The organism is Ideonella sp., from assembly GCF_035254525.1.
Lineage (GTDB): Bacteria > Pseudomonadota > Gammaproteobacteria > Burkholderiales > Burkholderiaceae_C > Ideonella.
Window position 1 is genome coordinate 1 of sequence record NZ_DATFAN010000162.1, and the last position, 13,889, is coordinate 13,889.

At 72.1% G+C, this 13,889-nt stretch carries 13 protein-coding genes; 6 read left to right on the forward strand and 7 right to left on the reverse strand.

Annotation, left to right across the window (positions count from 1 at the left end; all coding sequences use genetic code 11):
- Together VJ693_RS16415 and VJ693_RS16420 are read right to left on the reverse strand one after the other, a co-directional pair.
- Positions 1-1,445, reverse strand: a 1,445-nt coding sequence (locus tag VJ693_RS16415) for a DUF802 domain-containing protein (protein WP_324155829.1), incomplete at its 3' end; no start/stop codon positions are given.
- Entirely contained in the window at positions 1,442-2,128 is a 687-nt protein-coding gene (locus VJ693_RS16420) for a DUF3348 domain-containing protein (RefSeq protein WP_324155830.1), read from the reverse strand. The genes VJ693_RS16415 and VJ693_RS16420, both read right to left, overlap by 4 nt.
- A 151-nt stretch (positions 2,129-2,279) precedes the next feature.
- On the opposite strand from VJ693_RS16420, the gene VJ693_RS16425 reads away from it, so the two are divergent.
- Positions 2,280-2,600, forward strand: a complete 321-nt coding sequence (locus tag VJ693_RS16425) for an ATPase with chaperone activity (RefSeq protein ID WP_324155832.1) — start codon at positions 2,280-2,282, stop codon at positions 2,598-2,600.
- Between the two features lie 21 nt (positions 2,601-2,621).
- Here the strand turns inward: VJ693_RS16425 and VJ693_RS16430 are convergent, their stop codons facing one another.
- Positions 2,622-2,918, reverse strand: coding sequence for a hypothetical protein (locus VJ693_RS16430; RefSeq protein WP_324155833.1), 297 nt, complete (start codon positions 2,916-2,918; stop codon positions 2,622-2,624).
- Positions 2,919-3,472: 554 nt separating this feature from the next.
- On the opposite strand from VJ693_RS16430, the gene VJ693_RS16435 reads away from it, so the two are divergent.
- Positions 3,473-4,441: a glycosyltransferase gene (locus VJ693_RS16435; protein ID WP_324155835.1), complete on the forward strand. Its 969-nt coding sequence runs from the start codon at positions 3,473-3,475 to the stop codon at positions 4,439-4,441.
- Here VJ693_RS16435 and VJ693_RS16440 read toward each other — a convergent pair whose 3' ends face one another.
- Together VJ693_RS16440 and VJ693_RS16445 are read right to left on the reverse strand one after the other, a co-directional pair.
- The gene (locus VJ693_RS16440) at positions 4,442-4,627 is read right to left on the reverse strand and encodes a hypothetical protein (protein ID WP_324155836.1); all 186 of its coding nucleotides are present in this window, start codon (positions 4,625-4,627) and stop codon (positions 4,442-4,444) included. It abuts the gene before it with no gap.
- 12 nt (positions 4,628-4,639) lie between these two features.
- A complete protein-coding gene (locus tag VJ693_RS16445; RefSeq protein ID WP_324155838.1) occupies positions 4,640-5,254 on the reverse strand; it encodes a LysE family translocator in 615 nt (204 codons plus the stop codon).
- Between the two features lie 108 nt (positions 5,255-5,362).
- On the opposite strand from VJ693_RS16445, the gene VJ693_RS16450 reads away from it, so the two are divergent.
- The 3 genes from VJ693_RS16450 (at position 5,363) to VJ693_RS16460 (ending at position 9,308) form a co-directional block, all read left to right on the forward strand.
- The gene (locus tag VJ693_RS16450) at positions 5,363-6,424 is read left to right on the forward strand and encodes a glycosyltransferase family 4 protein (protein ID WP_324155840.1); all 1,062 of its coding nucleotides are present in this window, start codon (positions 5,363-5,365) and stop codon (positions 6,422-6,424) included.
- Positions 6,417-8,648 (forward strand): amylo-alpha-1,6-glucosidase, encoded by a 2,232-nt coding sequence (locus VJ693_RS16455; protein WP_324155842.1) that lies wholly within the window; start codon positions 6,417-6,419, stop codon positions 8,646-8,648. Before VJ693_RS16450 ends, VJ693_RS16455 begins: the two co-directional genes overlap by 8 nt.
- Positions 8,649-8,858: 210 nt before the next feature.
- On the forward strand, positions 8,859-9,308 hold the full coding sequence (locus VJ693_RS16460; protein ID WP_324155844.1) for a PEP-CTERM sorting domain-containing protein: 450 nt from the start codon (positions 8,859-8,861) through the stop codon (positions 9,306-9,308).
- On the opposite strand, the gene VJ693_RS16465 is transcribed toward VJ693_RS16460, so the two are convergent.
- On the reverse strand, positions 9,214-10,476 hold the full coding sequence (locus VJ693_RS16465; RefSeq protein WP_324155846.1) for an AI-2E family transporter: 1,263 nt from the start codon (positions 10,474-10,476) through the stop codon (positions 9,214-9,216). The two genes, VJ693_RS16460 and VJ693_RS16465, sit on opposite strands and share 95 nt — an antisense overlap.
- Before the next feature lie 38 nt (positions 10,477-10,514).
- Complete coding sequence (locus VJ693_RS16470; protein WP_324155848.1) at positions 10,515-13,178, reverse strand: PAS domain S-box protein; 2,664 nt, start codon at positions 13,176-13,178, stop codon at positions 10,515-10,517.
- A 242-nt stretch (positions 13,179-13,420) separates the two neighbouring features.
- Between VJ693_RS16470 and VJ693_RS16475 the strand changes: the two genes are divergently transcribed.
- Positions 13,421-13,867, forward strand: a complete 447-nt coding sequence (locus VJ693_RS16475; protein ID WP_324155850.1) for a response regulator — start codon at positions 13,421-13,423, stop codon at positions 13,865-13,867.
- Positions 13,868-13,889 lie beyond the last annotated feature (22 nt).

Sequence of the window (13,889 nt, forward strand, 5' to 3'; positions counted from 1 at the left end):
GCCATGCTGTCCGACAGCTTCTGGCGCAGCTCGGCCACCACCTCGGCCGCGATGCGCGGGGCCTCCGACGCGGCCTGCACCAGCCGCGCGATCTCGGCAATCGTGTTCCTGGCGTGCGTTTCCGCCTCGGCCGACATGCCGCGGGCCGTCTGTGCCAGCGTCTCGCAGATCTGCTGCTGCTGGCCGAGTGTCTGGGCGCCGGCCTGCCGCCATTCCTGCTGCAGCGAGGCGGCCACCGCCTGCAGCGCCTCGGTGAACGCGCCCAGCCGCTGCGCGTCGCGCGACGCCAGTTCGGCCTGCAGGCCCGAATGCGCCTCGCCCAGGCTGCGCAACAGCGAGGCCGAGCGCTGCTCGAAGGTGTCGGCAAAACGATCGAGCGAAGCGCGCAGGTCGGCGGACTGTGCCGCGTTCGTGCGCTGCTGCTCGGCCAGCGTGCCGGCCCAGGCCTGCGCGGCGGCGGCGGTGGCGCCCTCGAAGCGGCTCGACAGCGTGTCGACCTGCTGCTGCACGGCCTGCGCCACGGTGGCCTGCAGTGCTGCCGTCTCGCGCGCGATGCCGGCCATCGTGGCCTGGACGACCGGCTCGATGGTCGCGCCGGCAAGGCGGGCGCTTTCGGTCAGGCTCGATTGCAGCGAACGGTCGACCGACGCGGCCAGCGCGGTGTAGCTCGCCTCGGCGTGGCGGTGGAAGGCCTCCTGACCCGCCGCGAGACGCTCGCTCATCGCCTGACCCTGCCGCTCCAGCGCCACCATCATGGCCTGCAGCCCGTCGACCAGCTGGGGCATCGCCTCGACCTGCCGCTGCAGCAGCTTGAACGACTCCTCGCGCTGGTGGGCCAGCGAGAAAACGCGCAGGCTGGTGGCGATCTTCGAATCGAGCTGCTGCGCAGCCTGCAGCCGCTCGCGGCGGCACAGGGCGGACATCAGGCCGAGCGCAGCCGAGGCGGCCACGCCCGCGATCGAGGTGCCGAAGGCCAGCCCCAGGCCCCTGACCGGGGCGGAAAGCGAAGCGCGCACCGACTGCAGGTCCGTCGCGCTGTCCAGCGCCAGGCCGGTGCCGTTCAACGTGACCACCATGCCCAGGAAGGTGCCCAGCATGCCCAGCAGCACCAGCAGGCCGGCGAGGTACGGCGTCATGGCCGGGCCCGGCAGGCCGATGCGCTCGCCCTCGATGCGCAGGCGCACGGCGTTTTGCATCGGCGCGGGCACCTGGGCCAGCCAGGGGCCCAGGCTCGGCGGCGCGTCGGCCAGGCTCGACACGGCCTGCGCGAGGCTGCGCGTGTCGCGCCGGAAGCGGTGCAGCTCCAGCGCGCCCGCCAGGTAGAACGCGCCGACCAGCAGCGTGATGGCCAGTGCGAGAGTGTTCGCGCCGACGTAGCCGGCGCCGACCCAGCCCACGGCGGCCAGGCCCGCGACGAACGCGGCGTGATGGAGGAATCGGGTCATGAGGGATCGGGTTGTCTCGCGCGCAGGGCTTCCAGCAACCCTTGCGCCGGTTGCATGCGAACCTCCAGCTCGGCGAGCAGCACGCTGTGCATGTCGTGGCGAAACGCGTCCAGCCACCCGCCCGGCTGCGCGGGCGCAGCGTCGGCTTCGGACCGGCGCAGCCGCTCGAAGTGCGTCTCGAGCAGCACGGGCACCGTCGACAGCAGGGTCCGCTCGCGCGCGCCCAGCACCTGCTCCATGACAGCGTCCACCGCCGCCAGGCGCGCCATCGCGGGTGAGCGGCCCGCGAGCCGGGCCCGCAGGCGCGCGCGCAGCGGGCCGATGCTCGTCTCCATGGCCTGTTGCTGCGCGTGGTAGCGCCGGCGGAACGGCACGAAGTCGGCTGTCGTGTTCATGGGCGCGTCATCGTTGGCGGCCGCCTTCACCAGCGCGTTTCGCACGCGGGTGAACTCGCTCTCGTCGGCGCTCACGGCCGACCGCATACCCGTGGGCGTCGGCCCCGGGCCGCCATTCAACGCGGCCGACAGCGCGATGGCGTCGGTCCAGCCGAGCCATTGGCTCAGCCGTTCGGCGAAGGATTGTCGGGATCCGGGGGCGTCGACGTCGGTCAGACGGGTGAGCAAGCGGACGAGCGCCAAGCCGGTGACGCCGGAGATCGCGCTGCGCGGTGAGCCTCGCAACATATCGCCAGCAGAGGTTCAAAGGAAAGCCGCGCAGTCTACTACCCGCCTGCTCCCTGCCGCCCGGGATATACTGTGAATATGTACAGTATGCTTGCGCCAGCGGTGTCAGTGGCGAGTGCGCCCCGGCTGGAAGATGCTTGGAGACCCCAGCGTGACTGAGGACACCCCGCCCGTCCTGCCACCCTCGTTCATGGCCCTGTTCGCCGAGGCTGGCCGGCTCAAGCCGAACCAGCCGCGCGAGTTCATCCAGCAGCGCTACGGGTTTTGCGAAGACCTTGCCAACCTGCTCGTCGACACGGCGCGCGCAAAGCACTGGGAGTTGCAGGTCACCCAGGCCGACGTCCTCGCCCGCATCCACGCCGGCCTGGTGGCCGGCGCGATCGAGATCACCGAGCCCGAGGCCGCCTGGGTTGGCCGGCGGCTGGCCGAATTGCTGGGCTGGGAAGACTTCCTGCCGCCCGCCCCGGCTTGAGGCGGGACGGCAACGCGGTGATCAGGCCGTCGCGCGGCCCAGGAACTTCCAGCCGCCAGACAGCTTGACGAAGACGAAGCCCGTGGCGGCGTCGTGGAACACGTCGTGCTGGCCCGCGAGATCGTCGCGCCCGGCAAAAGCCCAGCCCCGGGGCAGCTTGACGAACACGAAGTTCGTTTGGCGGTCGTGGAACACGCCGTACAGCTCGGCCTGGCTGGCCGCCGAGGTGGTGGCGGTGTCGAGCACCGAAGCGTTCGCGGTCGACAGACCGAGGGACAGCGCGAGGCCGGCCAGCGCAGAGAGGGCAAAGTGCTTCATAAAGACTCCGTTGGACATGGCAAACGGCGGCCGATCGGGGCGATCGGCAGTCCCCCTTGTGAGGGGTAGCCCATGATGGAAAACCACTAAGGGTTTTCCCGGAGTGTAGCCGCATGTTGCTGCACTGCACAAGGGCTGCATCGCCCTTTGCGGCAGCCTTCACGGAAATGAAGGCGAAGGCGCTGGCTCGAGCTCTCTCGTTCGGCGCCTAGGAGGCCGGCGCGGACTGACCCGGCTCCTCGTCCTCGGGCTTCGTGCCACCCTGCTCGGGATGGCCACGGTTGACATCACCCGGTGCCTCCGGCCCGGTCTGGCCCGTTTCGCCCAGGCGATGGTCCTCGTCGTCATGCTCGAGGCCCCCCTCGAGACCCGGAGGAAAGTCCAGCTTCCTGCGTCCACCCATGACCAGCTCCTTGAAGCGTTCGAGACCGTGAACCGAGTCGACTCTAACCGGCCCCAGGCCGCGCGACGAGGCCAGGGGCTTGGATGCCGGGCATCCCGCGGGAATGCGGCTTGCTCCGGCGTGGGCCTGCCCTTGTGCCGCCGGATCCCTCATGAACCTGCTTCGCGACCCATCGCGCCGGCTGCGCATCCTGACCTGGCCGCTGGATGACCACCACCACGGCCACTACCTGCGCTACCTGAGCCAGGCGCCGCACGACTTCTACCTCGTCACCGATGCCGAACGATCGGCTCGCCACGCCGGCATGCTGCCCTGGGGGGCGAACGTGCACGGGCTGCCGGCCGAGGCCGTGCGCGACGCCGCGTTCGACCTGGTCCTGTTCCAGTCGCGCGAGGCCTGGGCCAGCGAGCAGCACCGCCTGCTGAGCGCCACGCAGCGCCGGCTGCCGCGCATCTACCTCGAGCACGATCCGCCGCAGGAGCACCCGAGCGACACGCCGCACTGGATGGACGACACCGACGTGCTGCTGGTTCACGTGACGCCGTTCAACGCGCTGATGTGGAACAGCGGCCAGGTCATCACCCGCGTGATCGAGCACGGCGTGAAGCTGTTGCACCCGGCGCGCTACAGCGGCGAGCGCACGAGCGGACTGGCGGTCGTCAACGACATCGACCTGCACGGCCGCCGCCTGGGCTTCGACCTGTACCGCCACGTGGCGCGGCGCATTCCACTGTCGCTGATCGGCGCGGGCAGCGAGCGCTGCGGCGGCGAGGGTGAGTTGCCCGAGCATGCGCTGCCCGAGCGCGTGGCGCAGCACCGCTTCTTCTTCAACCCGACCCGCTATGCCAGCCTGGGCCTGGCGGTGATCGAGGCGATGATGGTCGGCACCCCAGTCGTCGCGCTGGCCACGACCGAGCTGGCCAGCGTCATCCACAACGGCCAGAACGGCATCGCCGACACGCGGCTGGACCGCCTGATCACCGGCATGCAGCAACTCCTGGTCAACCCCGGCTGGGCCCGCACGCTGGGCGAAGCCGGCCGCCGCGCCGCGCAGGACCGCTTCAACATCGAGCGCTTCGTCGCCGACTGGAACGCCGCGTTCCGGCTGGTGATGGCCTGACTAGCGCGGCAGCGAGCGGTACAGGCGCCACGCCCAGACGAACAGCCCGGCCGGCACGATGGTGCTGACGACATAGAACGGGTCGCGCCACAGCCCCGGGCCCTCGAGCGAGAAGCGCCACAGGTGCACCAGCACCAGCAGGCCGAACAGGACGCCGGTCGTCAGGACATAGGCTTTCACTCTCATGGCGGGCCGTCCTCAGCTGCGCAGCGGCAGGGCCACGCCGATCACGACGAAGATGCCCCCGCAGGCCTGGTTGAAGCGCCGGCCAACTCGCCGCAGCCAGGGGCTGATGCGCTGGGCCAGGCTGGCGATCATCAGCTCGGTGGCGATCTCGATGACCGCGAAGGTCCCGGCCATGACCGCAAACTGCAGCACCAGGCCGCGCGCCGGGTCGATGAACTGCGGCAGGAAGGCCGCGAAGAACAGCAGCGCCTTCGGGTTGGTCAGCGCCGACAGCAGGCCCTGGCGGAACATCGACCCGCCGCCGCGCGGCGCCACCGCGGCGCGATCGACGTCGATGCCGATCGGCGGCGCACGCCAGACCTGGATGCCCAGCCACACCAGGTAGCCGCCGCCGACCCACTTCATCACCGTCAGCCACGCCAGCGAGGCCTGCAGCAGCGCGCCGATGCCGAACATCGACAGCGCGATCAGCACGACGAAGCCGAGTGCGCCGCCGCTGATCGTGTACAGCGCCTTGCGCTGGCCGTGCAGTGCGCCGTGCGTCAGCGCCAGCAGCCCGTTGGGCCCGGGCGAGAGCGACAGCCCGATCGCGGCCAGCAGGTAGATGAGCCAGGTGTGGATGTCCATCGCGAGGGTTCCTTCGGGCCATGCCCGCCGGGGCGGGCCGTTGAGCCGCGAGCATGCCACCACCGGCCCGGCGTGGCGAGCGGGCACCGGGCTTGCCGGTTGCAGCACATGCGCATTGCCCAGGTTGCCCCCTTGTTCGAAAGCGTGCCGCCGCGCCTGTACGGCGGCACCGAGCGCGTCGTGTCCTACCTCACCGAGGCGCTGGTCGCGCAGGGACACGAGGTCACGCTGTTCGCCACCGCCGATTCGGTGACGCGCGCCCGCCTCGTCGCCGGCTCGCCGCACGGGCTGCGGCTCGACGGCCGCAGCCTGGACCACGAGGAACCGCATCGCGCGCTGCTGGACAAGGTGTACCGGCGCCGCGGGGCCTTCGACGTCATCCATTTCCACACCGATTGCATGCACTTTCCGATGTTGCGCGGCCTGGGCGTGCCGCACCTGACCACGCTGCACGGGCGGCTCGACCTGCCCGAGGCCGTGGCCACGCTGCGCGAGTTCCCCGACGTGCCGCTGGTGTCGATCTCGGATGCGCAGCGCACGCCGGCGCCCTGGGCCTGCTGGCTGGCCACGGTCCACCACGGCCTGCCGCACGAGGCCTTTCGCTTCCACCCCGGGCCGGGCCGCTACCTGGCCTTCCTCGGCCGGATCGCGCCCGAGAAGGGCTGCGATCGGGCGATCGAGATCGCAGCGCGCCTGGGCCGCACGCTGCGCATCGCCGCCAAGGTCGACCCGATGGACGAGGCCTATTTCAACGCCGAGATCAGGCCCTTGCTGGCGCACCCGCTGGTCGAGTTCATCGGCGAGATCGGCGAGCGCGAGAAGAGCGACTTCCTCGGCCAGGCCACCGCGCTGTTGTTCCCGATCGACTGGCCCGAGCCCTTCGGCCTGGTGATGATCGAGGCCATCGCCTGCGGCACGCCGGTCGTGGCCTTCCGGCGCGGCTCGGTGCCCGAGATCATCGAGCCCGGGCTGACCGGCTGCATCGTCGATGACCTCGACCAGGCGGTGCACGCGATCGAGGACGCCGTCGGGCTCGATCGCCGGCGCTGCCGCCGGCGCTTCGAGCAGCGTTTCACCGCCGAGCGCATGGCGCGCGACTACCTGTCGGTGTATGAACGGCTGGTCCGCCGGACGGCGGGCCCCTGCCCGATGGAGGCGTCGAATGGATGAGCGCGCCGACACGCCGCAAGACGACTACCAGATCAGCTCGCCATCGCCGCGGCTGGACCTGCGCAACCGCGTGCTCAAGCACGGCGACAGCTTCGCCGTGCTCGATCGCCTGGGCGACGCCGAGGCCGACGGCCTGACCGAATACGGCCTGTTCCACCAGGACACGCGCTACCTGTCGCGCCTGAGCCTGCGCATCAGCACCCTCGGTCGCCCGCCCTGCCCCTTGATGCTGCTGGGCTCCGCGGTGAAGGACGACAACGCGGTGCTCTTCGTCCACCTGACCAACCCGGAGATGGAAGGCAGCGGCGACGAGGCCCCGCCGCACGACCTGCAGCACGGCCAGCTGCACCTGTTGCGCACCCAGCTGCTGTGGCGCGGGATGCTGTGCGATCGCCTGCGCATCCACAACTACGGCGGCGGGCGCGTGCGCTTTCGGCTGCACGTGGCCTTCGGCGCCGACTTCGCCGACATCTTCGAGGCGCGCGGCATGGGCCGCTCGCAGCGCGGTCGCTCGCTGGCGCCTCGCATCGAGGGCGGCACGGTGCTGCTCGGCTACGAAGGCCTGGACGGGCGCCTGCGCCGCACCCGCGTGGCCTTCGACACCCCCGCGTCGATGCTGCGGGCCGATCGCGCCGACTTCGAGCTGGACCTGGCGCCGCACACCGCCAGCGTCCTGCGCTGGACCGTCGGCTGCGAAGGCGATGACCCGGCCGAGCAGGCGGCCATGGCGTGTCCGAACGAGCCGCCGTCCGAGCCGATGTGGTGCGAGGCGGCGCAGCAGCTGCTGCAGGCCGAGATGCAGGCCGCGAACGAACTGGCGCCGCGGCTGCGCACCTCCAACAGCCAGTTCGACCAGTGGACGCACCGCTCGCTGGCCGACCTGGACATGCTGACCACCGACACCCCGCTGGGCCGCTACCCCTATGCCGGCGTGCCGTGGTTCAGCACGCCGTTCGGGCGCGACGGCATCATCACCGCGCTGCAAAGCCTGTGGCTGTCGCCCGAGCTGTCGCGGGGCGTGCTGCGCTACCTCGCCTCGATGCAGGCCGACGCGGCCGACGATGCGCGCGATGCGCAGCCCGGCAAGATCCTGCACGAGACGCGCGGCGGCGAGATGGCGGCCACCGGCGAGGTGCCCTTCGGGCGCTACTACGGCTCGATCGACTCGACCCCGCTGTTCCTGATGCTCGGCGGCGCCTACTTCGAGCGCACCGCCGACCTCGACCTGGTTCGTTCGCTGTGGCCCCACTTCGAGCGTGCCTTGCAGTGGATCGACCGCCACGGCGATGTCGACCACGACGGCTTCGTCGAATACGCGCGCCGCACCGAACGCGGGCTGACGAACCAGGGCTGGAAGGATTCGCACGACGCCGTCTTCCATGCCGACGGCGAGCTCGCCGAGGCGCCGATCGCGCTGTGCGAGGTGCAGGGCTATGTGTACGCGGCCCGGCGCGCCGCCGCGGTGATGGCCCGCGCGCTGGGCCTGGCCGAGCGCGCCCAGGCGCTGGAGACCGAGGCCGAATCGCTGCGCGAGCGCTTCGAGCAGGCCTTCTGGTGCGAGGATCTCGGCAGCTACGCGCTCGCGCTGGATGGCCACAAGCGCCCGTGCGAGGTCCTGGCCTCCAACGCCGGCCAGGTGCTGTTCACCGGCATCGCCGGCGCCGAGCATGCCCGCCGCGTGGTCGAGGCGCTGATGGCCGAGCCCAGCTTCTCCGGCTGGGGCGTGCGCACCGTCGCGTCGACCGCGGCGCGCTACAACCCGATGTCGTACCACAACGGTTCGGTGTGGCCACACGACAACTCGCTGATCGCCGCCGGCATGGCACGCTACGGCCAGCGCGCGGCCGCGGCGCGCATCCTCGAAGGCCTGTTCGAAGCCTCGCTGCACTTCGACCTGCACCGCCTGCCCGAGCTCTTCTGCGGATTCGGCCGACATCCCGGCGAGCCGCCCACGCTGTACCCGCAGGCCTGCTCGCCTCAGGCCTGGGCCGCCGCGGCGCCGCTGCTGTGCCTGCAGGCCTGCCTCGGGCTCGAGGTGAACGGCCTGCGCGGCGAGGTGTACTTCCGCGACCCGATCATGCCGGCCTTCCTGCGCCAGGTGCATCTGGAGGGCCTGCGCTTGCCGCAAGGGCGCATCGACGTCGAGATCACCCGCCACGACAACGACGTGGGCGTGCGCCTGCTCCGGCGCGAGGGCGACGTGAAGCTGGTCGTCTCGATGTGATCAGCCGGGCGGGCACGCCGGCCCGCCGCGGTGCTGCGCCGCACCGCCCGTGCAGAAAAAACTTCCTCGACCGCCCCGTGGCGCGCGGCGCCCCGGGGCTGGCGCCGCGAGTGGCCCCGGGCCTGCCCCTTGCCATGCTTTCACATGCCGGCCCCGAGCTGCGGCAGGGGTCGGGTGAGGGATCGTGTTCCCCAAACGAAGGAGACTCGTATGAAGCTGACGATCTTGGCAGCGGCCACTCTGACGCTCGCAACGGGCACCGCCACCGGCCAGGTCGACACCTGGGCGCCGATGGTCAAGGGCACGGGTTGGCAGGCACCGGGCCAGACGGACCTGCGCGTGGGCACCGAGGCCTGGGCCCGCCAGGTCGATTTCGCCACCGCCAGCGGCAGCCTGCAGGCGCCGGCGCCCGCGCCGCTGGGGGAGATCGAATTCGGTCGCCTGCCGCCACCGCCGCTGGTGCCCGGCGCGAGCGATCCGGTGCCGCTGCCACCGCCGGGTGGCGCCACCGGGCCCGCGCTGGCGGACAACATCGCGATCGAGACGAACGGCCTGAACGGCTTCATCAACGTTTCGCAGGTCCCCGAGCCCTCGGTGCTGCTGATGATGCTGGCGGGGATCGGCGCGATCGCCTTCGTGATCCGCCGCCGGGCAGGCTAGCGGCCCGGTCGCCCCCGGCCCACCAGCGCGCCGGGGACGCGGCACCCTCGAGGTAGGCGCTGAGCAGGCGCAGCCGGCGGTGCCGGCGGCACAGCGCGCGCAGCGCAACGAGCATGGGCACCGCCATCACCGCGCCGGCCATGCCCCACAGCCAGCCCCACAGCATCACCGACAGGCACATCGACACCGGGCTCAGCGACAGCCGCGCGCCGACGAAGAAGGGGCTGATGAAGTTGCTCTCGATGCCGTGGATAGCGAGCAGCGCGGCCGGCGGCGCCAGCATGGCCGGCAGCGTGTCGAAGGTGAGGATGCCGGCCATCAGCAGCAAGGTGGCCGAGATCATCGGGCCGAGGTAGGGGATGAAATTCAGCACGCCGGCCACGGTGCCCCAGAGCACCGGGTTGGGCAGCCCCAGGCCCCAGGCGGCCAGCCCCATCGCGATGCCGACGCCGAGGTTGACCACCGCCAGCGCGCCGAGGAAGTGGGAGATCTCGCGCTGCACGCTGCGCAGCCCGCCCAGCACCAGCGCGCGCGTGCGCCACCGCGGAATCGCCTGGACGCTGCGCTGGACCACCCAGTGCTCCGAGGCGAGCAGGAAGTACAGCAGGAACACCGTGGCCGCCGCCGACAGGCAGAAGGCCAGGAAGCGGCCGACGAAGGCCCGCGTCAGCGCCACCCCCTCGGTGGCGAGCTGCTCCTTGATCGGGTCGGCGCCGGCCGCCGGCGCCGGTGCGCTGGCCGGGGCTTCGGTCACCTCCGGCGCCACGCGGCGCGGCGAAGGCCGCGGCCGGGTGGCCGGCGCCGAGGCAGGGGCGATCGCCGGCGGCATCGTCAGGCGCAGGCGGTCGACGCGCGCCATGACCTGCGCCAGCGTGCTGGGCGCGCGGTCCCACCACTCGGTGGCCGGCTCGACCAGCGTGCTCGCACCGAGCGCACCGACCGCCAGCAGCGCGGCCACGACCAGGCCGGCACCAACTGTCTCGGGCAGGCCCCAGCCCCGCAGCAGCCGGACCACCGGCGCGAAGACGAAGGTCAGCACCAGCGCCGCGGCCACCGGCACCAGCAGCGCCGAAGCTTCCTTCAGCAGCAGCACGAGCGCAACGACGAACAGCCCGGCCAGCACCCGCTGGACCCGGGCCGGGGCGCCGGCCGCGGGGTCGCCTGTCATGGGCCTCGCCATGGCAAGGCCCGTGCCCGCAGCCGGGCTCAGGGCAGCGCCGAGGGCGCCGGCGGCTCGTCGTCCAGCGTGGCCAGCAGGCGCAGCAGCACGGCCGGCTCGATCGGCTTGACGAGGTGGAAGTCGAAGCCGGCATCGTGGGCGCGGTCGCGATCGGCCTCCTGCCCCCAGCCAGTGCAGGCGATCAGCAGCGGCGTGTGGCCGCGGGCCTGCGCACGCAGGCGCTGGCACAGCTCGTAGCCGTTCAGGCCGGGCATGCCGATGTCGAGCACCGCCGCATCGGGCCGCCATTGGGCGGCGACCTCCAGCGCCTCGAGGCCGCCGAACGCCGTGCGCACGTCCTGCCCGTGCAGCGAGAGCATCGCGGCCAGGGTCTGCGCCGCATCGACGTTGTCGTCGACGACCAGCACGCGGTGCGGCGCCAGCTCGGGGCCGCCCTCGGCGCCCGGGTGCCGCGCCGCGCTCGCGGCCTCGCCCTGCCCGACCGGCAGCCACACGGTGAATTCGCTGCCCCGGCCGGGCCCGTCGCTGGCGGCCTGCAGCGTGCCGCCGTGCTGCTCGACCAGCCCGCGGGCCAGCGCGAGCCCGATGCCCAGGCCGCCGCCCGCGCGCTCGAGCGCGGGCCGGAGCTGGGCGAACATCTCGAAGATCACCGGCAGCTGCTCCGGTGCGATGCCGATGCCCGGGTCGCGCACCGACACGCGGACCCCGCCGCCGCCCTCGCCCCCGGACGCGCGTTCGGCGGCGAGCACGATCTCGCTGCCTGCGTCGGAGTACTTGGCCGCGTTGTTCAGCAGGTTCGCGAAGACCTGGGTCAGCCGCGTCAGGTCGCCATGCACGACGATCGGCGCGTCGGGCAGCACGACCCGCAGCCGGTGCCGCTGGGCGTGCATCAGCGGCTGCGCGGCCTCGACGGCCTGGCCGATCACGCGCGCCAGCTCCAGCCGCTCGACGCGCAGTTCGATCTTGTTGCGCACCAGGCGGCTCGCGTCGAGCAGGTCCTCCAGCAGGTGGGTCATCTGCACGACCTGGCGCTCGATGATGTCGCGGCACCAGTCGATCCGTGCCCGGTCGACATCGTCGGCGCGGCGCAGGATGCCCAGCGCGTTGCGGATGGGCGCGAGCGGGTTGCGCAGCTCGTGCGCCAGCGTCGCGATCAGGTCGTCCTTGGCCTTGTCGGCGCGCTTGAGGGTCCGCTCGCTGGCGCGCAGCTCGGCCATCAGGCGGCTGCGCTCGAGCATGGCCGCGAGCTGGTCGCACAGTGTCTTGATGACCAGCACATCGCCGCGGCGAAAGCGGTCGCGGCTGGTCGATGCGAAGGCCGCGACGCCGTAGTCGCGGCCGTGGGCGAGCAGCGGATAGCCGGCGAAGCAGCGCACGCCGGCGGCCTTCAGCCGCGCCGCCTCGGGCAGCCCGCACTGCTGCATGTTCTCGATGACGAGCTTCTCGCCGCGCCGCGCCACCAGGCCGGTCAGCGAGCCGCCGATCGGCACCCGTGCCAACTCGGCCTCGTGGGCCTCGCTGAGCCCGTAGGCGGACAGCAGCAGGAGCGATTCGCCATCGTCGCTGGTGCCGTAGTTGAGGCAGATCTCGCTGCCGACCGCGGCGCGCACGCGCTCGAACAGCTCACGCCGCATCGTCGCCGCATCCTGCTCGCCCAGGATCAGCGCCTGCCCGGCCTGCGACAGCACGTCCAGCTGGCGCACCCGCTCACGCAGCGCGCGATCGGCGCGGCGGCGCTCGCTGATGTCGCGGGCGATCAGTGCCGAGCCGACCACCGCGCCGCGCTCGTCGCGGATCGGCGACAGGCTCATCGACACCGGCACCCGCACGCCACCGCGCGCCATCCGCTCGGTCTCGAGGTGGGCCACCGTCTCGCCATCGCGCAGCCGCCACAGCAGCCCGGCCTCCTGGGCGCGCAGCTCCTCGGGCACCAGGGCGTCCATCGTGGCGCCGACCATCTCCTCGGCCGCGTGGCTGAACAGGCGCGCCGCGCCGTCGTTCCACGAGTCGATCCGGCCGTCCAGATCGCGGCTGACGATGGCGTCCTCGGACGACGCGACGATCGCCGCCAGGCGCGCCGCGCCATCGCGCATGCGCAGGCGCTCGGTGATGTCGATCAGCGCGGCGCGGCACCGCGTCGGCTGCCGCGCCGGCTCGACCTGCGGCACGATGTCCAGCATCACCCAGGGGCCGGCGCCTCCGCCGTCGGGCGCCAGCTTCAACTCGAGCGGCGAACCCGGGTCGCCGCGGACCACACCGGCCTGGTAGCGCTGCAGGCGCTCCCGGTCGGGCGCGTCGACGAACTCGGCCAGCAGGTGCCCCGGCATGTCCGGGTGCGCCCTGCCGAGCAGCATCGCGGCGGTGTCGTCGAGGTCCACGATGCCACCTTGCGCGTCCAGCGTCACATAGCCGACCGGGGCACGCGCGTACAGCTGCAGGTAGTGGTCACGCGACAACTCGAGCGCGCGCTGCGCCTGGCGCAGCTCCGCGTTCTGCATCTCGAGCTCGGCCTGCTGCACGCCCCATTCGTGCACCAGCCGATCGACCTCGGCGGCGCTGCCGTCGGCGGGGCGGACGGGCGTGCCCACGCGCACTTCGGCGCGTTGCCGGACCGCGTCCGTCAAGGGGTCCACCGGCTTCGCGGCAGGGTCGTGGCCTGCACCGGCGGCGGGGCTGTGAGAGGTATCCACCGGAGTCCCTCCGTCGAGCAATCGACGTTCCTGTGCACGCCGGAACGCCCGGGCCGGCACTGCAAAGCTTGCCGAACGGATGACGCGCGCCAGCCCCTGTTTGCGCAGGGAACCACCAGAGGCTGCACCCGCCTTGGCGGCCACCGGGCAGCGGGCCCCTGCAGCCCTTCAGGACCGGCAGGCACGCCGATTGCCACTATTCGGCCTTGTTGGGATCGAGCAACCGTCTAGGGAGCCTGCTGATGCTTGATGAAGATTTGTACGGCCGGCCCGGCCGCCCCCAGGTGCTGTACGTGGAAGACGAGCCGACGAACCTGTTCCTGATGCAGGCGCTGTTCAAGCTGCGCCCGCACCTGGAGCTGGTGGCAGCCAGCGACGGCGCGCAGGCCGCCCAGCTGGGCGCCAGCTTGCGCCCGGCGCTGATCCTGATGGATCTGCGCCTGCCCGACTGCTGGGGCAGCGACCTGCTCGCGTCCTTGCGCGCGCGCTTTCGCTGGCGCCACGTGCCGGCCGTCGCAGTCACCGCCGAAGCCGAGTTCGACGCCTCGCGCAACGGCTTCATCGAAACCTGGCACAAGCCGCTGGACCTGCGCTTCGTGCTCGGCCGGCTGGACAACGTGCTGCCCGATGCGCGTGGCGCCTGGCAGCGGCGGCCCGCCGCCGCCGGCGGCGCCGAGATGCGGGCATGACCCGCGCATGAAGGGGTGAGGG

Coding starts and splice junctions, on each gene's coding strand:
- VJ693_RS16450 (WP_324155840.1), top strand. CDS start 5,363: ATGCGCATTGCCCAGGTTGCCCCCTTGTTCGAAAGCGTGCCGCCGCGC.
- VJ693_RS16430 (WP_324155833.1), bottom strand. CDS start 2,918: ATGAAGCACTTTGCCCTCTCTGCGCTGGCCGGCCTCGCGCTGTCCCTC.
- VJ693_RS16460 (WP_324155844.1), top strand. CDS start 8,859: ATGAAGCTGACGATCTTGGCAGCGGCCACTCTGACGCTCGCAACGGGC.
- VJ693_RS16435 (WP_324155835.1), top strand. CDS start 3,473: ATGAACCTGCTTCGCGACCCATCGCGCCGGCTGCGCATCCTGACCTGG.
- VJ693_RS16420 (WP_324155830.1), bottom strand. CDS start 2,128: ATGTTGCGAGGCTCACCGCGCAGCGCGATCTCCGGCGTCACCGGCTTG.
- VJ693_RS16475 (WP_324155850.1), top strand. CDS start 13,421: ATGCTTGATGAAGATTTGTACGGCCGGCCCGGCCGCCCCCAGGTGCTG.
- VJ693_RS16440 (WP_324155836.1), bottom strand. CDS start 4,627: ATGAGAGTGAAAGCCTATGTCCTGACGACCGGCGTCCTGTTCGGCCTG.
- VJ693_RS16455 (WP_324155842.1), top strand. CDS start 6,417: ATGGATGAGCGCGCCGACACGCCGCAAGACGACTACCAGATCAGCTCG.
- VJ693_RS16445 (WP_324155838.1), bottom strand. CDS start 5,254: ATGGACATCCACACCTGGCTCATCTACCTGCTGGCCGCGATCGGGCTG.
- VJ693_RS16465 (WP_324155846.1), bottom strand. CDS start 10,476: ATGACAGGCGACCCCGCGGCCGGCGCCCCGGCCCGGGTCCAGCGGGTG.